Source organism: Bradyrhizobium japonicum USDA 6 (assembly GCF_000284375.1).
Taxonomy (GTDB): domain Bacteria; phylum Pseudomonadota; class Alphaproteobacteria; order Rhizobiales; family Xanthobacteraceae; genus Bradyrhizobium; species Bradyrhizobium japonicum.
This window is the reverse complement of record NC_017249.1, coordinates 1554269-1577808: the sequence shown is the minus strand read 5'-3', so window position 1 is coordinate 1577808 and position 23540 is coordinate 1554269. Positions and strand designations below refer to the sequence as shown.

The 23540-nt window shown below is 65.5% G+C and carries 24 protein-coding genes and 1 riboswitch; of the genes, 10 read left to right on the top strand and 14 right to left on the bottom strand.

Annotation, left to right across the window (positions count from 1 at the left end):
- The first annotated feature begins 13 nt into the window (after positions 1–13).
- Positions 14–802, top strand: a complete 789-nt coding sequence (locus BJ6T_RS07345) for an MOSC domain-containing protein (protein WP_014491675.1) — start codon at positions 14–16, stop codon at positions 800–802.
- 113 nt (positions 803–915) lie between these two features.
- Here BJ6T_RS07345 and BJ6T_RS07340 read toward each other — a convergent pair whose 3' ends face one another.
- Positions 916–1587: a TIGR02594 family protein gene (locus tag BJ6T_RS07340; RefSeq protein ID WP_014491674.1), complete on the bottom strand. Its 672-nt coding sequence runs from the start codon at positions 1585–1587 to the stop codon at positions 916–918.
- A 214-nt stretch (positions 1588–1801) separates the two neighbouring features.
- Between BJ6T_RS07340 and BJ6T_RS07335 the strand changes: the two genes are divergently transcribed.
- Entirely contained in the window at positions 1802–2665 is an 864-nt protein-coding gene (locus BJ6T_RS07335) for an alpha/beta fold hydrolase (protein WP_014491673.1), read from the top strand.
- A gap of 30 nt (positions 2666–2695) precedes the next feature.
- Here the strand turns inward: BJ6T_RS07335 and BJ6T_RS07330 are convergent, their stop codons facing one another.
- From BJ6T_RS07330 to metX, 5 genes are all read right to left on the bottom strand, one after another.
- Positions 2696–3538 (bottom strand): hypothetical protein, encoded by an 843-nt coding sequence (locus tag BJ6T_RS07330; RefSeq protein WP_014491672.1) that lies wholly within the window; start codon positions 3536–3538, stop codon positions 2696–2698.
- 5 nt (positions 3539–3543) lie between these two features.
- Complete coding sequence (locus BJ6T_RS07325; protein ID WP_141378937.1) at positions 3544–3906, bottom strand: hypothetical protein; 363 nt, start codon at positions 3904–3906, stop codon at positions 3544–3546.
- A 122-nt stretch (positions 3907–4028) separates the two neighbouring features.
- Positions 4029–5147 carry a hypothetical protein gene (locus tag BJ6T_RS46970; RefSeq protein ID WP_014491670.1) on the bottom strand — a complete coding sequence of 373 codons (1119 nt, stop codon included), beginning with the start codon at positions 5145–5147 and terminating at the stop codon, positions 4029–4031.
- 186 nt (positions 5148–5333) lie between these two features.
- Positions 5334–5996 carry a methionine biosynthesis protein MetW gene (gene metW / locus BJ6T_RS07315; protein ID WP_014491669.1) on the bottom strand — a complete coding sequence of 221 codons (663 nt, stop codon included), beginning with the start codon at positions 5994–5996 and terminating at the stop codon, positions 5334–5336.
- Between the two features lie 15 nt (positions 5997–6011).
- Complete coding sequence (metX, locus tag BJ6T_RS07310; RefSeq protein WP_028170105.1) at positions 6012–7214, bottom strand: homoserine O-acetyltransferase MetX; 1203 nt, start codon at positions 7212–7214, stop codon at positions 6012–6014.
- Between the two features lie 92 nt (positions 7215–7306).
- A riboswitch (SAM riboswitch) is annotated at positions 7307–7386 on the bottom strand.
- A 204-nt stretch (positions 7387–7590) separates the two neighbouring features.
- On the opposite strand from metX, the gene BJ6T_RS07305 reads away from it, so the two are divergent.
- Genes BJ6T_RS07305 through BJ6T_RS07295 form a run of 3 tightly spaced genes read left to right on the top strand, consistent with a single transcriptional unit; the run spans position 7591 to position 10505 of the window.
- Positions 7591–8439 carry a chorismate mutase gene (locus BJ6T_RS07305; protein WP_028170106.1) on the top strand — a complete coding sequence of 283 codons (849 nt, stop codon included), beginning with the start codon at positions 7591–7593 and terminating at the stop codon, positions 8437–8439.
- Between the two features lie 36 nt (positions 8440–8475).
- Positions 8476–9570: a histidinol-phosphate transaminase gene (gene hisC / locus BJ6T_RS07300; protein WP_014491666.1), complete on the top strand. Its 1095-nt coding sequence runs from the start codon at positions 8476–8478 to the stop codon at positions 9568–9570.
- Positions 9567–10505, top strand: coding sequence for a prephenate/arogenate dehydrogenase family protein (locus tag BJ6T_RS07295; RefSeq protein WP_014491665.1), 939 nt, complete (start codon positions 9567–9569; stop codon positions 10503–10505). Before hisC ends, BJ6T_RS07295 begins: the two co-directional genes overlap by 4 nt.
- 106 nt (positions 10506–10611) lie before the next feature.
- On the opposite strand, the gene BJ6T_RS07290 is transcribed toward BJ6T_RS07295, so the two are convergent.
- Positions 10612–11796, bottom strand: coding sequence for a DUF2125 domain-containing protein (locus tag BJ6T_RS07290; RefSeq protein ID WP_014491664.1), 1185 nt, complete (start codon positions 11794–11796; stop codon positions 10612–10614).
- Between the two features lie 110 nt (positions 11797–11906).
- Between BJ6T_RS07290 and BJ6T_RS07285 the strand changes: the two genes are divergently transcribed.
- Positions 11907–12518: a gamma-glutamylcyclotransferase gene (locus tag BJ6T_RS07285; protein WP_014491663.1), complete on the top strand. Its 612-nt coding sequence runs from the start codon at positions 11907–11909 to the stop codon at positions 12516–12518.
- Here BJ6T_RS07285 and BJ6T_RS07280 read toward each other — a convergent pair.
- From BJ6T_RS07280 to ftsE, 4 genes are all read right to left on the bottom strand, one after another.
- Entirely contained in the window at positions 12515–13288 is a 774-nt protein-coding gene (locus tag BJ6T_RS07280) for a lysophospholipid acyltransferase family protein (protein WP_014491662.1), read from the bottom strand. The two genes, BJ6T_RS07285 and BJ6T_RS07280, sit on opposite strands and share 4 nt — an antisense overlap.
- A gap of 11 nt (positions 13289–13299) precedes the next feature.
- Positions 13300–14004 (bottom strand): YdcF family protein, encoded by a 705-nt coding sequence (locus BJ6T_RS07275; protein WP_014491661.1) that lies wholly within the window; start codon positions 14002–14004, stop codon positions 13300–13302.
- 72 nt (positions 14005–14076) lie between these two features.
- Positions 14077–15045, bottom strand: coding sequence for a cell division protein FtsX (locus BJ6T_RS07270; protein ID WP_014491660.1), 969 nt, complete (start codon positions 15043–15045; stop codon positions 14077–14079).
- Positions 15038–15697, bottom strand: coding sequence for a cell division ATP-binding protein FtsE (ftsE, locus tag BJ6T_RS07265; protein WP_014491659.1), 660 nt, complete (start codon positions 15695–15697; stop codon positions 15038–15040). The genes BJ6T_RS07270 and ftsE overlap by 8 nt, the downstream gene beginning before the upstream one ends.
- A gap of 181 nt (positions 15698–15878) precedes the next feature.
- Between ftsE and BJ6T_RS07260 the strand changes: the two genes are divergently transcribed.
- Positions 15879–16757, top strand: coding sequence for an MJ0042-type zinc finger domain-containing protein (locus BJ6T_RS07260; RefSeq protein ID WP_014491658.1), 879 nt, complete (start codon positions 15879–15881; stop codon positions 16755–16757).
- A 59-nt stretch (positions 16758–16816) separates the two neighbouring features.
- A complete protein-coding gene (locus BJ6T_RS07255; protein ID WP_014491657.1) occupies positions 16817–17191 on the top strand; it encodes a response regulator in 375 nt (124 codons plus the stop codon).
- Positions 17192–17326: 135 nt separating this feature from the next.
- Here BJ6T_RS07255 and BJ6T_RS07250 read toward each other — a convergent pair whose 3' ends face one another.
- Positions 17327–18232: a DUF4175 family protein gene (locus tag BJ6T_RS07250; RefSeq protein ID WP_014491656.1), complete on the bottom strand. Its 906-nt coding sequence runs from the start codon at positions 18230–18232 to the stop codon at positions 17327–17329.
- Positions 18233–18235: 3 nt separating this feature from the next.
- On the bottom strand, positions 18236–20353 hold the full coding sequence (locus BJ6T_RS07245; protein WP_014491655.1) for a TIGR02302 family protein: 2118 nt from the start codon (positions 20351–20353) through the stop codon (positions 18236–18238).
- 177 nt (positions 20354–20530) lie between these two features.
- Between BJ6T_RS07245 and BJ6T_RS07240 the strand changes: the two genes are divergently transcribed.
- Entirely contained in the window at positions 20531–20914 is a 384-nt protein-coding gene (locus BJ6T_RS07240; RefSeq protein ID WP_014491654.1) for a carboxymuconolactone decarboxylase family protein, read from the top strand.
- Positions 20915–21136: 222 nt separating this feature from the next.
- Complete coding sequence (locus BJ6T_RS07235; protein ID WP_014491653.1) at positions 21137–22045, top strand: NAD(P)-dependent oxidoreductase; 909 nt, start codon at positions 21137–21139, stop codon at positions 22043–22045.
- Positions 22046–22260: 215 nt separating this feature from the next.
- Here BJ6T_RS07235 and lysA read toward each other — a convergent pair whose 3' ends face one another.
- The gene (lysA, locus tag BJ6T_RS07230; RefSeq protein ID WP_014491652.1) at positions 22261–23526 is read right to left on the bottom strand and encodes a diaminopimelate decarboxylase; all 1266 of its coding nucleotides are present in this window, start codon (positions 23524–23526) and stop codon (positions 22261–22263) included.
- Positions 23527–23540: the final 14 nt, after the last annotated feature.

Sequence of the window (23540 nt, the reverse complement as noted above, 5' to 3'; positions counted from 1 at the left end):
CTTAAGTAGCGACATGACAGCCAGCCAGACCGCCGAAATCACCGGCCTTTACCGTTACCCGATCAAGGGCCTGACGCCGGAATCCCTGCCCCGGGTCCCCTTGCGGATCGGCCAGACCCTGCCCGCCGACCGCCGCTACGCCATCGAGAACGGACCGAGCGGCTTCGATCCGGAGGCACCTAGCTGGAAGCCGAAAATCCAGTTCCTGATGCTGGCGCGCAATGAGCGGCTGGCATCTCTCGACAGCCGGTTCGAGGACGCGACCAACCGCCTGACCATCCGCAAGGACGGCCAGATCGTCGCCAGCGGGGACCTCGAGACCACGGCCGGCCGCACCGCGATCGAGGATTATTTCACGGAGAATTTTCAGCCGGAGCTGAAGGGCCCGCCAAAAGTTCTGTCCGGCCGCGACCACAGCTTTTCCGACGTCGCCCGCAAGGTCGTGTCGATCATCAATCTCGGCAGCGTCCGGGCGATCGAGACCATGCTCGGCGGCACCGCCGTGCATCCCCTGCGCTTCCGCGGCAATCTTTATGTGAAGGGCTGGCCGGCCTGGTCCGAGCTCGACCTCGTCGGCCAGACGCTCGTGATCGGTGATGCCCGGCTAAAAGTGGTCAAGCGCATCGTCCGCTGCCCGGCGGTCAACGTCGATCCCGAGACCGCGCAGCGCGATCTCGAGATACCACCGACGCTGTCGCGCAATCTCGGCCACATGGATTGCGGCATCTATGCCGAGGTCATCGCCGATGGCGACATCGGCGTCGGGGATACGGTGGCGGTGGAAGAGCCGAAGCTGGTGTGACGGCACGCCGCCTCAACACCCTCCGTCATTGCGAGGAGCAAAGCGACGAAGCAATCCAGACGGTCTCCGCGGTGGGATTCTGGATTGCTTCGCTTCGCTCGCAATGACGAGTCTCAGTTCGGCATCACATACGCATAGATCCGGCCGCGCGAGACCGGTGCCTCGCGAACACGATTGCCGTTGTTGCCGGAAATCATGATCGGATTGCCCTGCGCGTCCACGCCGGTGATGATGCCGACATGGCCGCCCCGGCGACCGCGCGACATGACCGCAATGGCGCCGACCTGCGGACCGGAGACACGCGTGCCGTAGCGCGCGAACGAGCTCGCCATGTCGGAGCCGGTGCCCTGATGGCCGGTGTGCTGCAGCACCATGTTCATGAAGCGCGCGCACCACAGGCTGCCGCGCCCGGTCGGATTGCCGCCGATATAACGGCGTGCCTCGGACACGAGGCCCGATCCGCCGCCGAAGCCGCCACCGCTATTGGCCATTCCGTTGTTGGCCATGCCGCCGACATTGGCATTCGGATTGTAGCTCGCCTGGGTGTCGGCGAAGCCGCTCGCCTGCAACTGCGCCGCGCCGCGCTCGAAGCGCGAGCTACGGGCATGGTGGCGATAATGACGGTCATGATGATGTCTGGCGTGGTGCACGTAAGCGTGCCGCTCTGCGCTATGACGATGATGCGGCCGCGCTGAGGCCGGAGAAACGAACGCGGCAACCGCCGCGAAGAAAATCGCCAGCGCGACAACACAACGCGACAGGCGAGACGCAAACAACTCCAACATACTTCATCCTTCGTTGACACCCCCACTCCAGCCGGCCCGTGCCGAGGCCGGCATTCGTCCGGCCGTTAAGCCGCCGGATGTGGCGAGAAAAAGACGCCACGCCCGCGAATGGCTGCGATGATTTTGCGCCGATGCTGGCGTGAGGCTGCCGCATTGCGGACAACAGCATTAACTGCAATCCTCGAAAGGCGGCTTGAAGAGAGGGAAACAGTTAATGCCCCACGCCACGACCAGGGATGACGTCCGCATCTATTTCGAAGAAGCGGGTCAGGGATCGCCGATTATTTTTCTGCATGAGTTCGCGGCCGACTACACCAATTGGGAGCCGCAGATGCGCTACTTCTCGCGCGGCCATCGCTGCATCACCTATTCCGCGCGTGGCTACACGCCGTCGGACGTGCCTGATGGCGAGGTCTACACCTACAAGCACTTCTACACCGACGCGCTCGCGGTGCTCGATCACCTCAAGATCGAGCGCGCGCATCTGGTCGGCCTGTCGATGGGCGCCTATTCGTCGCTCCAGATCGGGTTGAACGCGCCGCAGCGCGCGCTGTCGATGACGCTGGCCGGCGTGGGCTCAGGATCAGAGATCGAGAATCTCGACAACTGGCGCAAGCAGTGCCGCGCCAATGCCGAGCAGTTCGAGACGCTCGGCTCCGCCGAGGTCGCAAAGGTCACGCGCGAGGCGCCGAGCCGAATTCCGTTCCTGGTGAAGGACCCGCGCGGCCACGCCGATTTCTACGCCGCGCTGGCGCGGCACGATGCCAAGGGCTCCGCGAACACGATGCGCGGCTTCCAGGGCGGCCGGCCATCGATCTACACGATGCCGGATGCCATTCGAGGTGTGGTAACGCCCGCGCTGATCATCTGCGGTGACGAAGACGATCCCTGCGTCGGCGCAAGCCTGTTCCTGAAGAAGCACCTGCCGGCGGCGGGCCTCGCGATGTTTCCGAAATCAGGCCACGTGCTCAATCTCGAAGAGCCCGCGCTGTTCAACGAGAGCGTGGAGCGGTTCGTGACGCTGGTGGAAGCCGGGCGCTGGCCGGTGCGCGATCCGCGGTCGCTGGCGGCGCATTAGACCGCCAGCCGCGGCCTGCCGCGCCAGGTCTCAGACCTGGGAGGCAGCCGGCAGCGGAGGTAACGCCGGGTTTTCGGCAGACGCCAAACGCCTGACGCTGGCTTCGATCGAGACCAGCAAGAACAGGAACATGATGAAGATGAAATAGGAAAAGGCACCCGCGGCGACATACAAAGCGACAGGGACCATCAATTTCAAGGCCAGTCTGCGGTTTTGCTCTTCCTGGAATTCCTGAGAGACGAGTTGCAGCTCGCCCTGCAGCTTGTTGAAGAACCACACGACGAAATACGGCGCGCGGGTGGGAGGCGTGGCAGCCGCGATGCGATCGATCGAGGAAGAGTATTGCTTGTCCTTGTTCGCCGTCGCCAGCGCCGGTGCCCGCGCGCTCAGCCGCTTGGCATAGTCGAACAGCAAGGAGCGCCACAACACCTCGATGTTGCCCTCATCAAGCGCATTCCTGTCGTCCAACGTGGCATAGCCGCGGAATCGCGCTCCGTTGTTGTAGAGCCAGTCCGAGAACTGCGAAGCATTTTCGAAGCTGGCTCCCAGCGCGCCATCGAGAAACTTGTTGAACTGCTGCAGGATCTCCGGGTCCAGGCGCTTGCCTTTTTCGTAGGCCACGTTGTCGGAGCCCGCGGTCTCCCTGACGATCGGCGCATCCGACGGGAAGACCTCCTTGATCAGCTTGACCGGATCTGTCGCCTGGCGAAACCGGTCGATCTGTTCGGCGATCCGCACGCTCGGGTTCGGAGCGAACTGCGCATACAATGCAAAGATCAGCGCCAGGATCGTGATGAGGAAGGAAACCATCGCGGTCGCGATGACCGTCCCTCGCAGGAGGCGAACAAAGAACGTCTCGACATTGCTCAGCATGACACTCACTTCTTATTCAGGATGATTCCCGACCCACTGAGCCTGGATTGGCGATCCTTGTAATCCTCGTAGCTCTCGATGGTCTCAAATCCGTTTGCCCTTGCCGTTGCGAGGCGATCGAGCCGGCCGGAATCGTAGAGGCCGTTGAGCGAGCTCAAGGCACGCTTCAAGGCCGCGATATCTCCCTCAGCCTGGGCGGTTCCGACGCCGCCGACGGAGGTCTTCAACTCCTGCACCAGCGGCGCATCGAAGCTGATGCCTTGCAGCTTTGCGTTCACGATCGCCACTTTCCGGCCCGCCACCTCGGAGACCCGGGTGAACTCGGCGGCTTCATCGAAGATCGCCGAAGCCGTATCGCAGTCCGACATGAGGCTCGTCAGCGTGGCCGAATCCGTGGCGTCGCTGACGGGGGCGAGCCGGGACGCGATCGCATCCAGCCTCGTCTTGTAGTTTTCGTTCGGAAGATCTCCTCGATGATAGGAAACCCGGCTCAGCGTATCCTTGATCCGCTGCCGCGCACGCTCGTCGGGATCGAGACGAGCGACCACCGGCGGCGATGAGACCGGCGGCGGTGGCGGCGCCGCCGAGACCGGCGGGGGCGGCGGCGCAGAAGGAGCTGCCGGCGCAGGTGCGGCCGGCTCGGCGATCGAAGGCGCGCCGATATTCGCCTGAGCCTGCGGCTGGACGGCGTCGGGTCCCGACAGCGTGGACGCATCCACCGCGAAGAATCGCAAAGTGCCTCGCCCGCCCTGATCCCAGTTGGCAGCCCAGACGAATCCCGGCCCCCGGCCAGGCGGTAGATTGGCAAGCCGAGCTGCGCGGATCGACGAAAATTGCCGAGGAAATCCACCATCAGCCCGGCCCTGATGTCCCGGCCCTGCGCGAGCTGGGCCACATTGCTTGCGTCGAGCGACACCAACCTGACCGCGCCCCAGCTGGCCATGAGCCCTTGCAGGCCGTCGATTTGCGGCATTGCCATCACGTTGGGCTGGGCCCCGTACTTTTTCGCAAGTCGCGCGATATCCTCATTCGCCTCGTTGCCGCTGAACCAGGCCGGCTCCAAGAACCGGTTCACGTAAGAGACCGTGCCGTCGGGCGAATGCAGGATCGAGTAGGACGATACGAACGGCCCTCGTTTCGAGCTTTCCGGCACCTTGCGTGCGCACCAGGTAAAGCCGTTGAACTGCTCGCTGGGACTACATTGGTACTGCCGATAGACGGAGCTTTCGAAGCTGACCTTCGCGCCGAGGCTGAGGCCGTCGACCGCATAGATCGAGATCACGCTCGGGCTCGAGGCGAGGTTCGTCGGATTTTGCACGAGCCCGGTTCGGCAGACGCGGCGCAGCTCGGCAAGCCGGCCGTCGCTGGGACTGAAGCCCTGCTGGATCACCTGTCCGACGGACGTGCCACGCTGGCGAAGATTATCGTCGATGCAGGAAATCTCGGCCGGCGGAAGCTTGCGCCACTCGGCCTGGATGGCCTGGTTGATGGCGGACTGAACAAGGCCGCCGAAGATGTTGACGATGTCGCCGCCGCTCTGGGCGAATACTGGTTCGCACGTCAAGCTGACACTGAACAGCACAGCAAGTGCCGGCAGCGCTCTACCCATAGTCTCAGCCCCTGGCCATTTCCCCAGCAACATTATGACTTAAGGAAATGAGGACATGCAACCGAGAGGCTCAACTTTGGCCGGCCGCCGAGTCGAGTACTTTAGTCTAGTTGCCCGCACGAGATATCCGGCCGACCGCTCGGGGTGGGCGCCTGCCGGATTCACTGCGCCCGCAGTGACGAGAAGCTACTTCCCCTGCCCGCGCGTGAGCAGAAACACGCCCTGCTCGCCGAACATGTTCCACACCCACCACGGCAATCGCAGCCGCAATGGACGGCCGTACAGATCCAGCGCCTCGGCGCGCTCCATCTTGACGTCGATCGCGTCGCAGAGCTCAACGAAATCCTTGATAGTGCAGAAATGGATGTTGGCGGTGTCGTACCAGGTCGCCGGCAGATTCTCGGTGCGCGGCATGTGGCCGCCGACCAGGAGCTGGAGCCGCATCTTCCAGAAGCCGAAATTCGGGAACGACACGATGGCGCGGCGGCCGATGCGCAGCAGATTCTCCAGCACGACCCGCGGCTGCCGCGTCGCCTGCAGCGTCTGCGACAGGATGACGTAATCGAAGGCGTCGTCGGGATAGTTGACGAGATCGGTGTCGGCATCGCCCTGCACCACCGCGAGGCCCTTGGCGACGCAGCGATTGACGCCCTCGCGCGACAGCTCGATGCCGCGCCCGTCGATACCGCGGGTCTCCAGTAACTGGAGCAAATCGCCCTCGCCGCAGCCGACGTCGAGCACTTTCGAGCCGGGCTTGACCATCTCGGCGACCAGCAGATGATCGGCGCGAAACTGGCCGGACTGCTCCGTCGCAACGCCGCCCAGCGGCAGCACTTCCTGCACAGACATCGCTAGCCGTCCTTGTCAGTCAATCCTGGCGGTGAGCCCGCGCGCCTTCCCTGCCGATTGCAGGAAGGCCCGGGCGATATCGAAGAATTCGGGCACGTCGAGCAGGAAGGCGTCGTGGCCGCGATCGGTCTCGATCTCGGCGAACGACACCCGCGCGCTCGACGCGTTCAGCGCATGCACCAGTGCGCGCGATTCCGAGGTCGGGAACAGCCAGTCGCTGGTGAAGGAGACCACGCAGAAGCGCGTCTCGATGCCCGCGAACGCCTTCGCCAGCACGCCGCCGTGGTCGCCAGCGATGTCGAAATAGTCCATCGCGCGGGTCAGATAGAGATAGGAGTTGGCGTCGAACCGCTCGACAAAGGACGAGCCCTGGTAGCGCAGATAGCTCTCGACCTGGAAATCGGCGTCGAACGAGAAGGTCGGCAGCTCGCGGTCCTGCATGCGGCGGCCGAACTTGCGATGCAGCGCGGCGTCCGAAAGATAGGTGATGTGCGCGGCCATCCGTGCCACCGCAAGTCCGCGATGCGGATGGATGCCCTGATCCGTGTAGCGGCCGTTGTGCCAGTCGGGATCGGCCATCACTGCCTGGCGGCCGAGCTCGTGGAAAGCGATGTTCTGGGCCGAGTGCCGCGTTGCGCAGGCAATCGCCAGCGCGGAGTACACGCGCTTGGGATAGGCCGCGGTCCATTGCAGCACCTGCATGCCGCCCATCGAGCCGCCGACCACCGCGAACAACGTGTCGATGCCGAGCCGGTCGATCAGCATCGCCTGCGCGCGCACCATGTCGGGAATGGTGATGACGGGGAAATCCAGGCCCCACACCTTGCCGGTCGCCGGATTGATCGAGGCCGGCCCGGTCGAACCCATGCAGCCGCCAATCACGTTGGCGCAAATGATGAAGTAGTGCTGAGGATCAAGAGGCCGGCCGGGACCGACCAGCGTCTCCCACCAGCCCGACTTGCCGGTGACGGGATGCACGTTGGCGACATGCTGATCTCCCGTCAGCGCATGGCAGATCAGCACCGCGTTGGAGCGATCGGCGTTGAGCTCGCCATAGGTCTGGTAGGCGATCTGGAACGGGGTGAGATCGATGCCGCAATCGAGCCGCAGCGGCTGCTCGGCGCCGAACTGCGCGACCTGCGAATTCGGATGATCCGCCTCATGCGACCGGTCGTCGGCACTGATCGCGGGACTCGGCACAGACTTGACGCCACCCATCTCTGACATCGACCTCGTTTGCGATCAGACGTTCGATCGCAGTGAACATCAGGCCATGAAAAACCCGGCCTGAACGATTGGTTCGGCCGGGATCGAAAGGGTCCCCGGCCTGTTTAGCGAGTTTTTTAACGTGGCTGCAAGCCGGCCGGCTCAAATGACCACGGAACAGGCAAAACGTACTGTCTTGGGCGGTTTTCGTCAAGTCGCGGTCCGGATTAGCCAAATTCGTCTCTGTTACATCAGCCCAAAAGGACGTCATTTCTCTTTGCTTTCGCCGCCCCGACTGCCTAATCAGGATATCGATCGCAGCGGATCCGAACCTACCAGCTTGCCTGGCCGATCCGCATTGGAACGCCTCTCAACAGTCCAGTCAGATATGTCCCACCGTCCGCCCGCGCCACCATCGCTCCAGGAATTGCGCAAGGAGATCGACGCGATCGACGAGGGCATGCATCGTCTCCTGATGCAGCGCGGCGACATCATCGACCGCCTGATCCAGGTGAAGCAGACCCAGGAGGTCGGCTCGGCTTTCCGCCCGGCGCGCGAGGCCTCGATGATGCGCGACATCGTCCAGCGCCATCGCGGCATCCTGCCGCTCGACACGGTCGAGAGCATCTGGCGCGTCATCATCTCGACCTTCACCTATGTGCAGGCGCCGTTCTCCGTGCATGCCGACATCTCGGTGAGCGAGCCGGCCATGCGCGATTCCGTGCGCTTCCATTTCGGCTTCACGGTGCCTTACGTCGCGCATTTCAGCGCGCAGGCCGCGGTCGAGGCGGTGGCGAAATCCAAGGGCGACCTGGCGCTGGTCTCGGCAACCTCGAGCCGCACGCCATGGTGGCTGGAGCTTGAAGCCGACGGCGTGCCGAAGATCATCGCGCGGATGCCCTTCGTCGAGCGCGCCGACCATCCGGCTTCACTGCCGGTGTTTGCGATCTCGCGCGTCGCCGACAGCGCCGTGGTGACTGAGGTCGAGACCTTCAGCGTGCGCGTATCCGGGTGGAACGCCGAGGTCGCCCGCGCCCTGTCGCCGCTCGCCGAGATCGTGGCGGTGCCGGATACCGCCTTCGACGGCGCGGCGCTGCTGGTCTCGGTCACGAGCGCGACCAGCATCGACAAAATCAAGGCTGCCCTGATCGAGGCGGGGGCCTCGGTGCGCTCCACGGCCCTCGTCGGCAGCCACGCAACGCGCTATACGGTGCCCCCGACCGGGTCGAAATCGTAGATCGCGAACCGCCTAAAGCTACTTCCGGAGTTGAAGATGTCCCGCCCCGTGCCGAATCCCGGCATTCTCGATATTGCGCCCTACACGCCCGGCAAGAGCCCGGTGGCTGAGCCGGGCCGCAAGGTGTTCAAGCTCTCGGCCAACGAGACGCCGTTCGGGCCCTCGCCCAAGGCGATCGAGGCGTTCAGGAACGTGGCGGCGCATCTGGAAGACTATCCGGAAGGAACCTCGCGCGTGCTGCGCGAAGCGATCGGCCGTTCGTTCGGGCTCGACCCCAACCGCATCATCTGCGGCGCCGGCTCGGACGAGATCCTCAATCTGCTCGCCCACACCTATCTCAGCCACGGCGACGAGGCGATATCGACCACCCACGGCTTCCTGGTCTACCCGATCGCGACCATGGCGGTCGGCGCCAAGAACGTGGTCGCGCAGGAGACCAACCACACCTGCAATGTCGACGCCATCCTCAACGCCGTGACGCCGAAGACAAAGCTGGTCTGGCTCGCCAACCCCAACAACCCGACCGGCACCTATGTGCCGTTCGACGAGGTCAAGCGGCTGCGCGCCGGCCTGCCGTCGCACGTGCTGCTGGTGCTCGATGCCGCCTATTCCGATTACGTCTCGCGCAACGACTACGAGATGGGGATCGAGCTCGTCGCCACCACCGAGAACACCGTGGTGACGCACACCTTCTCCAAGATCCACGGCCTCGCCGCGCTGCGCGTCGGCTGGATGTTCGGTCCGGAGCACATCATCGACGCGGTCAACCGCATCCGCGGTCCCTTCAACGTGTCGACGCCGGCGATGTATGCCGCGGTCGCCGCGATCGAGGACACCGCGCACCAGGCGATGTCGAAGCAGTTCACCGAGACCTGGCGCAACTGGCTCTCCGAGGAGATCGGCAAGCTCGGTCTGAAGGTGACGCCTGGCGTCGCCAATTTCGTGCTGATCCACTTCCCCGAAACGGGCAAGACCGCGGACGAGGCCGACGCGTATCTGACCAAGCGCGGGCTGGTGCTGCGCGCGCTGAAGAACTACCGCCTGCCGCATTCGCTGCGCATGACCATCGGCACCGAGGAGGCCAACCGCCTCGTCGTCGAGGCCTTGCGCGACTTCTTGGCCGGCAAATGAGCACCACACCGCACTTCCAGCGCGTTGCGCTGATCGGCTTCGGCCTGATCGGCGGCTCGATCGCGCGCGCTGCGAAGCTCCAGGGCTTGGCCTCCGAGATCGTCACCACCGCGCGCTCGGAGAAGACGCGCGCGCGGGTGCTGGAGCTCGGCATCGTCGACCAGGTCGTGGCGACCAATGCGGAAGCGGTGAAGGATGCCGATCTCGTCATCCTCTGCATTCCCGTCGGTGCCTGCGGGCCGGTGGCGCAGGAGATCGCAGCGCATCTCAAACCGGGCGCGATCGTCTCCGACGTCGGCTCGGTCAAGGGCGCGATCGTCAGGGACATGGCGCCGCATCTGCCGAAGACCATTCATTTCGTGCCGGCGCATCCCGTCGCGGGCACCGAGCATTCGGGCCCCGACTCCGGTTTCGCCGAGCTCTTCATCAACCGCTGGTGCATCCTGACGCCGCCGGAAGGCGTCGATGCGGCGGCCACCGATCGGCTGCGCGCCTTCTGGGCGGCGATGGGCGCCAAGGTCGAGATCATGACGCCGGATCATCATGATCTCGTGCTCGCGATCACCAGCCATCTGCCGCATCTGATCGCCTACACCATCGTCGGCACCGCCGACGAGCTGGCGCAGGTGACGGAGTCCGAGGTGATCAAGTTCTCGGCCGGCGGCTTTCGCGACTTCACCCGCATCGCGGCGTCCGACCCGACGATGTGGCGCGACGTCTTCCTCGCCAACAAGGAAGCCGTGCTGGAGATGCTCGGCACCTTCACCGAGGATCTCGCCAAGCTCACCCGCGCGATCCGGCGCGGCGACGGCGAGGCGCTGTTCGACCACTTCACCCGCACCCGCGCCATCCGCCGCGGCATCGTCGAGATCGGCCAGGATTCGGCGGCACCGGATTTCGGCCGGCCGCATGCGCAGCTCGGCAAGAAGCCGTAACCACCCCTCTCTCCTCCGTCATTGCGAAAAGCGCAGCGACGAAGCAATCCAGACTGTTTCCGGGGAGAAAGTCTGGATTGCTTCGCTTCGCTCGCAATGACGAGGATCAATACAGCGGCGGGATCTGCCCGACCTTGATCGGGCCGAGCAGCACGGCGCCGTCGACGAATTTCAGCGGGAAGCTCCTCGCCTTCTTGCCCTCAAGCGTGCTCTCGGTGCCGATCGAATTGATGCCGGCCGCAACGCCGGCATTGGCGTTCTGCTTGATGACCTTGCCGAGGCCGGGAACGGCGCGGTCGAGTGCGCCGAACAGATTGTTGAGGTCCTGCGACTTCACGCCCGGCGCAACGCGGTCGAGGGTTGCCTGCGGCACACCCTCCTCCAGCATCTTCTCGATGCCGAGCGCCGGGATCACGCGCTCGAGGCCGGTCACGGTCATCTGCAATTCGCCGTCGAGTCGGCCATTGGCCGAGAGGCCGAGCGTGCCGGCCGCGACCGCGATCATCTCGCCCTGCTGGATGCGCGACTGCACGATCTCGATGTGACCGCCGGCGGCCTGGATCTCGCGGAAGCGTTGCGGCCACGGCTTTGGCGTGAGGTCGGAGAGACCCGTGATCTTCGCGCGCGTGTCCGCCTCGAACGGCTCGGCGAGCAAGGGATGAACGCCCTGGATGCTGCCCTGCGCGACGTGCAGCACGGTCTCGATCACAGGATGATCCGACGGCGACCCGTCCGCGAGGCGACCGTGCAGCTCGACCTGCTTGGCGCGCGCGAGCGGCACCTGCACGCTGCTGTCGAGACGATTGATGACGGGATCGTCGAACACGATGGAGGCGCGATCCGGCACCGCCGGCAGGCCGACCACGCTGCTGCGGCCCTTGCTCCAATTCACCACGAAGGTGTTTTGCGTGACGCCGTCGGTGAGCGTCGCCGGCGCGGAGAATTCGGCGATGACGCGCTTGGGATCGTAGACCTGGGCGACGACCAGGATGTTGTCGAGCCTGGCCGTGAACGGCGTCTTGCTGGCGTTCTGCGACACCAGGGCGACGCTGGCGCCGGAACACTGGACCTCGAAACGGAACGGGAAGCCGGCGATCGAGCGCTTGGCGCAATCATAGATGCGGCCGGACTTGGCCTCCTGCGCCCGCCATGCGTCTGCGGCGATTTCGGCCTGCGAGGCCGCATAGAACCAGAAGCAGCTCCACGCGACGGCGAGGATCAGGAGGATAATGGGGGCGATGAAAAGGCCCCAGCGGGGGCGGCGGCCTGTGGCAACGGTCATATCTGACATGCGGCGACCCTTTGGCCCCAGATTTTGTCAAATGTAAGCGGGGTTCGGCCGCGCCGAAAGGCCGAGAATTCGCTTCGCTTGGGGGCGTCGTTCTGGTAGCCGTGCCCGAAATGTCGGAAATCACCCTCCCCTCCGTCACCACAGCCAAGGGCGACCTCTGGGTGTTCGGCTATGGCTCGCTGATGTGGCGGCCGGGCTTCGAATTCAGGGAACGCGTCCCGGCGCGGCTGGTCGGCGAGCACCGCGCGCTCTGTGTCTACTCCTTCGTGCATCGCGGCACGCCGGAGCAGCCGGGCCTGGTGCTCGGGCTCGACCGCGGCGGCGCCTGCCGCGGCATTGCTTTTCGCGTCGCCGAGAAGGACCGCTCCGACGTCGTCGCCTATCTGCGGGCGCGCGAGCAGGTCACGTCCGTCTATCGCGAGGTGATGCGCTCGGTGTGGTTGGAGAATGATGCGCGTCAGCGCGTCTCCGCGCTCGCCTATGTCGTCGACCGCGGTCATGTTCAGTATGCCGGCCGGCTGTCGCTCGCCGACCAGCATCGCCATGTCGTCCAGGGTCATGGCCAGTCCGGCGCCAACCGCGATTACGTGACGGCAACGGTGAAAGCGATCGAGGCCGAAGGTTTTCGCGACACGCAATTGCATCAGCTCGCGACCATGCTGCATGGCGATGCGCATTCGCTGCACGCGCCGGCTCCTGCCGAAGATCGAGAGAACCGCTAGCGCTCCGACGGAGCGTAGCTCGGCGACGAGCCGATCAACTGCTCCTGCTCTTTCCGGCCCGCTTCCACAAGACGAGCGGTCGCGTCTTCGATGGCGGTTTGCACGCGCGAGAGAAACTCGTCTTTCGGCAGGCCTGATGGCAGCGGATCGAGGAACTCGACCACCAGCGTGCCGGGATAGCGCATGAAGGTGCGGCGCGGCCAGAACAGGCCGGAATTGAGCGCGATCGGCAGGCACCGCACGCCGCAGGACGCGTAGATCTGCGCAAAGCCGGTCTTGTAATCGGGCGCGGCGCCGGGCGCCCGGCGTGTGCCTTCCGGAAAGATCACGAGCTGCCCGCCTGCGCGCACCGCCTCGCGCGCCCGCCGCGTCATGTCCAGCAGCGCCTTCACGCCGGCCTTGCGGTCGATCGCGATCATTCCGGTCTTGACCAGGAACTGGCCGAACACCGGGATCTGCATGAGCTGACGCTTGAGAATGAAGATCGGACGGTTGAAGAAGCCCGGCAGCACGAACGTCTCCCAGAACGATTGATGCTTCGCCGCGATCACCAGCGGCCCTGCCGGGATCTTCTCCTGCCCACGGAATTCGACCTTGATGTTGCAGATCACGCGCATCAGGAACAGCGTCGCCTTCGCCCACCATTGCGCGACCGTCAGCATGGCGCGCGGCGGCAATGCGAAGGTCGGAAGCGCCACGATCGCGAGGCATACGAGCACGGCGTAGAACAGCACGTTGAACAGGAGCGAGCGCAGGAAAATCAAAAACATCGATGGTCCGATCAATTGGCCTGTGCCGTGGCGGGCCGCTTCGGCGCCGCGCCTGCAGGCTGCTCCGACATCTCGGGCGAAAGGTCAATCCCGAAATCCTCCAGCCGCACCCTCAACTCGGCGGCGATGTACTTGACGTATTCGGACAAGAGCAGCCGCAAGGTGGAGGCCGAGGTCCACCACGGCTCCTCACGCCATTTTTCGCCGACCACTGCGAACGGGATCAGCGTGGTCTCCGGCATCGCATGCGAGAACTCCACCAGCGCGCGCGGCATGTGATAGTTCGAAGTGACGACAATCAGCGATCTGAAGCCGCGCCCCTCGGCCCAGCGCCGCGCTTCCGCCGCGTTGCCGCGGGTCGAGACCGCGGTGCGGTCGAGATCGACACAGCAATGCATGAAGGACTGGTTCTCCGGCAGCGTCCGGGAGATGTCGCTCGCCGTCGAGGTCGGGTGCACGCCGGAGATCAGGAGCCGCTTGCCGTAACCGGCCGCCAGGAGCTCCATTGCATCCGACACCCGCGAGGAGCCGCCGGTCAGGACCACGATGCCGTCAGCCTTGTGGTCCGGCGCGATCTCGGCGCCGCGCAATTGCGACAGGAAGCCGATGAAGCCCGCCGCCGCGCCGACGAAGACGAACGCGATCGTCGAGACCAATGCCGCGCGCAGCCAGCCGCGCGGCAATTTCGGCGATCGATCGTCGGTCGGCGAGGTCATATGATGTCGGTGATCCCTTCTCCGGATGATTTTAAGACGTTTTGAGGCGAAGTGGAGTCCGGTTTATCGGGCTCAATCGACGTCATTCAGCGTCGCGAACAGCGTCTGGCGCGAGGCAACCGCGGTGATGGCGCCGATCAGAACCGCCTGCACGGCGAGCACGATGTAGCCCGACGGCCGCAGCGAGAAGGTGCCGAGCAGAGCTGCGAACTGGTCGCCGACGGGGGTCCCGGAAAACCAGCCGGCGATCGACTCGGAGAAGCCGAACACCAGCATGGCGGCGCCGCCGCCGATCACGCCGCCCTCCAGCCCCAGCCTGAGGAAGTGACGCAGGAAGCGGTTGGCGATGTAGCGGTCGCCGGCACCGACGAAATGCAGGACCTCGACGATCGGGCGGTTTGCCGCCATGGCGCCGCGGGTCGCGAACGAGACCGAGATGATGGTCGCGATGATGACAAGTGCGAGGATGCCGATGCCGGCGAGCACGGTGGCGTTGGTCATCGAGCGCATCCGCTCGATCCAGGCGCGGTGATCGTCGACGCTGGCGCTTGGGGCGGCCTGGGTCACGCGCGCGCGCAAGGCGCCGAGATCGAGCGGCGTGCCGGGCTGCACGCGCGCGATGATCATGCGCGGCACCGGCAAATCGTCCATCGACAGGCCGGTGCCGAGCCAGGGCTCGAGCAGCTTGCCGCTCTCGTCCTTGGTGAACGGCTTGACCTCGACGATGCCGGCCTGCGCGCGCATGGCCTCCGTCACCGCCGCGGTGTCGCGATCGAGATCGCGGCCGGCCTGCGGGCGAACCTGGATGGTGATTTCGCTTGCAACGTCCGACTGCCATTCCGCGGCGGAGGCGCTGACGAGCAGCACCGTGCCCGTGGTCATCGAGGCGAGGAAGGTCATGATGGCGACGACGGCAACCAGCGCGCGTCCGTGGATCGAGGCGCGCGGCACGATCGGCGACATGTTGCGCGCCTTGGGCGGAAGCTGCGGACGCTCGTGTCCGAGATCGACCAGCACGCCGCGGTCGTCGGGCCTACTCATAGACGTGCAGCCGTCCCTGGTGCAGCACGAAGCGTCGCGCCTCGTACTGGTCCATCAGGCCGATGTCGTGAGTGGCGATGATGACGGCGGTGCCTGATTTGTTGAGTTCGATGAACAGCCGCAGCAGCCGGCGGCCGAGCGTCGGATCGACGCTGCCGGTCGGCTCGTCGGCGAGCAGGAGCTGCGGCCGCGAGATCACGGCGCGCGCGATCGCCGCGCGCTGCTTCTCGCCGCCGGACAGGATCGGCGGCAGCGCGTCCATGCGGTCACCGAGGCCGACCCAGCGCAACAGGTCGATCACCTCCTTGCGATAGCTCGACTCGCTACGGCCCATGACGCGGAACGGCAAGGCGACGTTCTCATAGGTCGTCATGTGGTCGAGCAGGCGGAAGTCCTGGAGCACGATGCCGATGCGCTTGCGCAAATCCGCGATCTCGTCCTTGCCGAGCTGCGAGATGTCGTGGCCGAACAGGTTGACGAGGCCGCGCGTCGGCCGGTGCGACAGGAACAACAGACGCAGCAGCGAGGTCTTGCCGGCGCCGGACGGGCCGGTGAGAAACTGGAAGGAATGCGCCGGAATCTCGAAACTGAGGTCGCGCAGAATCTCCGGCCCCAGTCCGTAACGCAATCCGACATTTTCGAACCGAACCAAGCTCAGCTCCGTTCGAGAGGGGGCGCGGGCCGCGCTGCTGCGCTCCGCCACACGCGATCAACGGGTTTTGCGGCCGTTATGGTTTCCGGTTCGTTAACGGTCGCTCTGTAGCATCTCGGATGCCCGGTTCTCCGCGACCGGAGCATCGTCAAGACCAGTCCGTGCATCAAGGCTCGTGTCCATGCATATCGTCTGCCCCCATTGTACGACATCCTACGCCATCAAGCCCGCGAGCCTGGGGGCGAACGGACGAACGGTCCGCTGCTCCCGCTGCAAGGAGACCTGGGTCGCCTATGCCGAGGATGCCATCGAGGAGGCGTCCGTCCCGGCCATGGCGGCGGCCAGCCAGGCCGACGACCAGTCCGACCTCGCCGAGCAGTGGAACTCCTACGCCAGGGACGAGGGCGCCGCCGACACGCCCGTCGTCGACAGCCCCTCGATCGCCAGCGACTGGCCGGCCGAGGACGCCCAGGAGACCGAGGACGAATGGTCAGCGGCGTCCCGCGCCGCCGAGGAGGACGTCGCCGGCGCGCAGCACCAGTCCTGGTTCCGCGGCCTGTTCAGCCGCCGCGGGGCGCGGGTGAGGCGTCAGGCCCCCACCGAGGCTCCGCGAAAATCCCATTTCGGCCTGCCGACCGCCTGCGCCGCCATGGGCGCGCTGGTGCTGGCGCTGATCATCTGGCGCGGCGACGTGGTCCGGCTGCTGCCGCAGACGGCGGCATTCTACAAGATGGTCGGACTCGAAGTTAATTTGCGCGGGCTGGCGTTCAAGGACGTCAAGCTCTCCAGCGAGACCGTGGACGGTAAGCAGGTGCTGGTGATCGAGGGTGTGATCGTCGGTCAAAGCAAGAAGCCGCTCGATATCCCGCGGCTGCGCTTTGCGGTGCGCGACGCGCAGGGAGCGGAAATCTATGCCTGGAACACCGTGCTGGAGCAGACCGTGCTGCAGCCGGGTGAGCGCGCCTTCTTCCGCTCGCGCCTGGCCTCGCCGCCGGCGGAGGGCCGCAATATCGACGTCCGGTTCTTCAACCGGCGCGACATTGCCGGCGGCAGCGTATAGTCGATTTCGTAGATCCCGCGAGGAAGGTTGGCTGCGCGGTTGGTCCCAAGGTTGGTCTCATGCCGAAAATCCTGATCGCCGACGACGAGGATTCGATGCGCGAGCTGGTGGCGCGCGCCATCGCCATGGACGGCCACGAGACCGTCACCGCGCAGGACGGCGCCGAGGCGCTGGAAATCCTGACCCGCGAGAACGGCGCGTTCGATCTCCTGCTCACCGACATCCAGATGCCGGTGATGGACGGCATCGCGCTGGCGCTCTCCGCCGCGCGCGATTTTCCCGACCTGACCATTCTCTTGATGACCGGCTTTGCCGACCAGCGCGAGCGCGCCTCGAATTTGAATGCGCTGGTGCATGACGTCGTGACCAAGCCGTTCTCGGTCGCCGACATCCGTACGGCGGTCGCGGACGCGCTGGCAGCAAAGAAGCCGTAGAGCGCGGCGTATTCCGCTGTCATGCCCCGGCCTTGACCGGGGCATCCAGTGCGCCGCGGCCTCTCGGTTCGATCACAACCGTCTCTGGAATACTGGATCGCCCGATCGAGTCGGGCGATGACATCGAGTGTGACGTCAAAAATCCTTCAGCAGACGCTCGAGATAATCGAGCTCGATCTGCGGACGCGCGGGATCGCTCAGGCGGCGGCGGAGCTCTTCGAGGATGCGGCGCGCGCGCTGGGCATCGATCTCGCCGGGAATCTTGACCGTATAGTCGTCGCTGTATTCCTTGCCGCGCAGCGGCCGGCCCAGTGGGTCGGTCCGTTCGCCACCGCTCTGCTGGCGGCCGACAGCCTGACCGGGGCCGTCACCGTCGCCCGGATCCTGGCCTTCGCCGTTCTGCTGCCCGCCGAGCGCGTCGGCGAGATCCTGCATGCCCTTGCGCAGGCCGTCGATGGCCTTGCCCTGCGATGTCGTCGCACCGTCGGCATCGCCTTCGCCGATCTGATTGCCGGCGTCTCCCATGGCGTTCTCGGCGGCGTCGAAGCCGTCATCGCCATCCTGGTCGCCGTCCTGGCCCTGACCTTGGCCCTGCTGACCTTGTTGGCCCTGCTGCCCCGGCTGCTTCTGCCCGCGCTGGCCCTTCTGGCCATCCTGCTGCAAGCCCATCTCGGCGAGCTTCTTCTTGAGGGCCTCCAGCCGCTTCTTCAATTGCTCCTGCCGGCCCTGCGTATCCTGCGACCCTTCGCGCGACGCCGAGGGATCGTTCGGGTCGGGATAGAGATATTTCTCCATGTCCCGGATCGCCCGGGACTGCTGGCCGATGCTCTCGTCCGAATTCTTGTCCTTCAGGCTGTCGGCGGATTGCTTCATCGACCGCTCGGCGCTGTCGAGCAGTGCATCCAGACTCTTCTGGTCGGCGCGCGACGACTGGGCGAGCCCAATCGAAGCCGTGGAACAGGACAGCATCAGCACGAGACAAGCCGTGGCGAGCCTTCCGCGCGCGACCTTGCCGTTCTGCCAGATTGAGGTGTGTTTCATGAGCTATCTCGCTCCCTGGGATTCACGCCAGGTCCTGAGCTCTTCGCGCAAGGCGTCCTGCTGCCTTGCCAGGTCCTCCAGCTGATCGCTGGTCGCGCCGCGCGTCTTCTGCCGCAGCTCTCTCGATTTGCGCAGGATCTCCGCGACCTTGGGCGGCAGAGGCTTGGTACGTTGGCCGCGCTTGGAGTCCTTGCTCTGCCGGTCGGTTTCGTCGCGAAGCGCATTCTGCTCCCGCAGCAGGTCGTTCAGCTCGCGCGCAATCTCGTCCAGCTCTTTTTGCTCGGCGCTGGGCGGTCCTGGAGGATTTTCCAGCGCGCGGGCCAGGCGATCCAGCTCGCGCGCCGCCGCTTCGCGATTGCCGCGCTGGATCAGCCGCTCGATGCGCTTCATCTGGTCGTCGAGGCCGATGGCCGGCCGCGCCAGCGGATTGCTGCGCATCTGCTGCGCGTACTGGCGCATGTAATTGTCGAGCGCGGTCCGCAGATTGTCCATGAGCTTCTTGAGCTCTTCGTCGCTGGCGCCGCGCTGAAGCGCCTGCTTGAGCGCGTCCTGCGCCGCGCGCAACGCCTTGGCGACGTCGCTGATGTTACCGTCCTCGATCGTCACCGCGAGCGCCCACAGGCTCGCCACGACCTCACGCAGGGAATCGTCGGTGCGCGCCGCCTCGAGCTGGCGTGCGACGCTATGCAGGCCGAGATATTGCCCGGCCTCCGGCGTGAACATCTCGGGCGCGATCATCAGCGCGTCGATCGCGGCGTAGACGTCGGAATTCTTGTTGGCGTCGAGCGCCAGGATGCGGCGCTGCTCGATCAGCGCGCGGGCGAGCGGCTTGGTGAACAGCCGGCCCGGCAAGCGCATGTTGAAGGGCTCGCTCTTCGCCTCGTTGCCGGCCTCGTCCTTGGCGGTGAGCGTCAGCGTCACGTCCGCACCGGAATAAGGATCCTCGCTGAGGTCCTTCACGGTCTGGCCGACGCCGTTGCGGGTCCGCGCATTGGGCAGGGTCAGCGCGAATTGCGGCGGCTGGAACAGCGGACGCGCGGCCTTGCCGTCCGCGTCCTTGGTTCCGTCCTTGTCTTCGGTTGCGCGCGGAACGAATTGCGCCGCGGCGCCGGTGACGCCGTAATCGTCCTCGATCTTGTAGGAGAGCTGCAACGCGCCGTAGGCCTGACGCTCGGGATCCTTGGCGAGCGCGATCGTCGGCGGGCGGTCCGGCGTCGCCGCGAAGGCCCATTGCGGTTGGCCGGAGGGCGCGCGGACATGCGCGGTGCCGTCGCCGGTGATGGTAAAATGCTTCTCGTTGGTGCCCTTCGGCGCGGCCTCGGTGGGCGCGACCTCCTTGAGGCCGCCGGAGGTGACGACATCGAGGCTGCTACCGGAGGAGCGCACGATCAGGGTCGAGCCGGCCGGAACTGCGAGTGGGCCGCTCGCAGGCAGCGCAGCGGCCTCCTTGTTGGCGGCCGACAGGATGACCGGCGGCTTGCCGGTGTAGAGCGGCGGGGTGATCCAGGCATCGACGCGGACGTTGGAGGGCGCCAGCACGCCGTTCCAGTCGAACGCTGCACCTAACCGCATCGCGCGCTCGTCGCCGGCGGCGAAGAAGGTCGCGACCAGCATCACCATGACCAGCGCGCGCAGCGCCCAGGGATCGTGCAGGGCGAGGCGCGGGTGCGGCAAGCCGGCACGGATGCGCTTGAGCGAAGCCAGCGTGCGCTCGCGCTGCGCCTGCCACAGCGCCAGCGCGACCGGGTCTTTCGAGCTCAGCGTGTCCGTCAACGTCGTCGCCGGGCGGTGACGGATACCGGAGCCGCGGTCGAGCCGGCTCAGAGCCTCGTCGCGGCCCGGCCAGCGGAAACGAATCAGCGGGACCAGAGCGGCGATTGCGATGCCGGCAAAAGCCACGAGACCGATGGCACGGATGACGGACGGCAGCACCAGCCAGAGGCCGGCCCACGACACCACCAGGAACAGGCCGACGACAGTCAGCACCCGCGCCAGATGTGGCCAGGCACGTTCCCACGCGATGGCATAAATGGCCCGATCGAGGGCCTGCGCCAGCTTCAGCCGCGACAGAGCGTCGCCATCGCGGATCGGGTCTGACGGGTCGGGGGTGACGCCGTTCAATCAATTCTCCAGGTTGCCCGGGAGAGAAGCGTAGCACAACGGCAGCACTGAGGCATCCGTTCCCGTACGGGAGAGCGCCCTTTTCCCGCATAACACGAGGACGTGACTGGCCGAGCGCAACCCCGTAATTTCCGCGCGCCATTCTGAGGAAAACGCAAGGGAAATAGAGGAAACGCCATGGACAAGAAGATGCACGACAAGGGCCTGGAAGTCCGCAAAGCGGTGCTGGGCGAGGCCTATGTCAACAATGCCCTGAAGAACGTCGACGATTTCAACCGTCCGTTCCAGGAGATGCTCAACGAATATTGCTGGGGCACCGTGTGGGGCCGCGAGGAACTGCCGCGCAAGACCCGCAGCATGCTCAACATCGCCATGATCGCGATCCTCAACCGTCAACACGAGTTTCGCGCGCATCTCAAGGGCGCGCTGACCAACGGCGTCTCCCGCGACGAGATCCGCGAAATCCTGATGCAGGTCGCGATCTATGGCGGCATGCCCGCCGCGGTCGACAGCTTTCGCATCGCGCGCGAGGTGTTCGCGGAGATCGACGGCAAGGCGTGAGGAACGCTTGAGGCCAACCTCTCTCCGACGTCGTCCCGGGGCGCGCAAAGCGCGAGCCCGGGACCCATAGCCACAGGGAGATGTGGCTACGGGGGATCGGAGTTGCCCTCTCGCACAACAATTTCTCCCTGGGGTTATGGGTCCCGGGCTCATCGCTTCGCGATGCCCCGGGACGACACCGGCGCATCTTTCACAACAACGAAGAAGAAAGAAGGAAACACCATGCACATCGGATTCATCGGCCTCGGAAACATGGGTTTCCCGATGGCGCGGCGGCTGATCGAGGCCGGGCACAAGCTCGTCGTGTTCGACACGCGCAAGGAGGCCGTCGACAGGCTCGTGGCGCGCGGTGCCACCGCTGCAACCTCGCCGAAGGACGTCGCCGATCAGGTCGAGACGGTCATGGCGAGCCTGCCCTCGCTGCAGGCCTCGCTCGAGGTCGCGACGGGAGCGAACGGCGTGATCGAAGGGAGCCGCGCCAGGCGCTTCATCGATCTCTCCACGGTCGGCTCGACGATGGCGGCGAAGATCCACGGCCTGCTGGCGAAACGCGACATCGTGCAGATCGACTGCCCCGTCTCCGGCGGCGTCGGCGGCGCCGAGAAGGGCACGCTGGCGGTGATGGTCTCAGGGCCCAAAACCGAGTTCAAGTTGCTCAAGCCCGCGCTCGACGTGATCGGAAAAGTGTTCTTCATCGGCGAGAAGCCGGGCGCGGCGCAGACCATGAAGCTCGCCAACAATTTCCTGTCCGCGACCGCGATCGTGGCGACCTCGGAAGCGGTGGTGATGGGCGTCAAGGCGGGGCTCGATCCTGCGGTGATGATCGACGTCATCAATGCCGGCTCCGGCATGAACACCGCGAGCCGCGACAAGTTTCCGCGCTCGGTGCTGCCACGAACGTTCGACTTCGGCTTCGCCACGGGGCTGATGGTGAAGGACGTGCGGCTGGCGCTGGAGGAGATGAAGCAGCTCGGCCTGTCGATGGAGGTCGCGGACGCGATCGGACGGCTATGGGAGACCGTGATCAGCGCGGAAGGCGCCGAGTCCGACTTCACCGCGGCGATCAAGCCGATCGAGAAGAAGGCGGGCGTTGTGGTTGGCGGAGCGAAGGGTGGATTGGCCGGGAAGTAGCGCCACACGCTCAGCTCGTCGTCCCGGGGCGCGCGACTTGTCCGCCGTAGCTCGAAGAGCGAAGGCGGAAGCGCGAGCCCGGGACCCATAACCACAGGGAAACGTGTGGCGAAGACTCGGAGTTACCAGCTTCGCGTACAACCACTCCCTGTGGGTTATGGGTCCCCGCCTACGCGGGGGGACGACACCGCAGTTGTTCGGCCGGCTTCGCCAACTCACAACCACGGCGCCGGCGTATCCATCGCGATCAGCTGCTCGACCTCGATGCGCGGGCGCACCACGGCGTATTGATCGCCCTTCACCAGCACCTCGGGCACCAGCGGCCGCGTGTTGTAGGTGCCGGCCTGCACCGCGCCATAGGCGCCGGCGGTCATGATGGCGATGAGATCTCCAGGCTTCGGCGTCGGCAGCGTGCGATCCAATGCGAGATAGTCGCCGGTCTCGCAGACCGGGCCGACGACGTCGGCCATGATCGTGGCAGCGCCCGCGGCCGGCTGCGTCACCGGCAGGATGTCGTGATGCGCCTCGTACAGCGTCGGGCGGATCAAATCGTTCATGGCGGCGTCGATGATGACGAAATTCTTGCCGTCGCCGTGCTTCACGTAGATCACCTTGGCGACCAGGATGCCGGCATTGCCGACGATCATGCGGCCGGGCTCGAACATCAGCGTGCAGCCGAGATTGTGGCTGACGCGCTTGACCATGGCGGCATAGGCGTCGGGCGCGGGCGGCGCCTCACGATCCATGTAATAGGGAATGCCGAGGCCGCCGCCGAAATCGACGTGGCTGATGTTGTGGCCGTCGCTGCGCAGCGTCTGCACGAATTCGGAGAGGATGCGGAACGCGGTCTCCATCTTGGAGAGATCGGTGATCTGGCTGCCGATGTGCACGTCGGTGCCTGTGACCTCGATGCCCGGAAGCTTTGCGGCGCGCGCATAGACCTCGCGGGCATAGGCGATCGGAATGCCGAACTTGTTCTCGGACTTGCCGGTCGAGATCTTGGCGTGCGTGCCGGCATCGACGTCGGGATTGACGCGCACGGAGATGCGCGCGGTCTTGCCCATCTCGGTCGCAAGCCGCGACAACAGCTCGAGCTCGGGCTCGGATTCGACGTTGAGGCAGAGGATGTCGGCGGCCAGCGCGGCGCGTAATTCGGCTTCGGTCTTACCGACGCCGGAGAACAGGATCTTGCTGGCGGGAATGCCGGCGGCCAGCGCACGCTTCAATTCGCCGCCGGAGACCACGTCGGCGCCGGCGCCGAGTTTGGCCAGCGTGCGCAGCACCGACTGGTTGGAATTCGCCTTCATGGCGTAGCAGACCAACACCTTCTCGCCGGCGAAGGCGTCGGCGAAGACGCGGTAGTGCCGCTCGAGCGTCGCGGTCGAATAGCAATAGAACGGCGTACCGACGGTTGCGGCCAGCTCGGACAGGTTCACGGCCTCGGCGTGCAGCACGCCGTTGCGATAGTCGAAATGGTTCATGGCGTCGGCTCAGC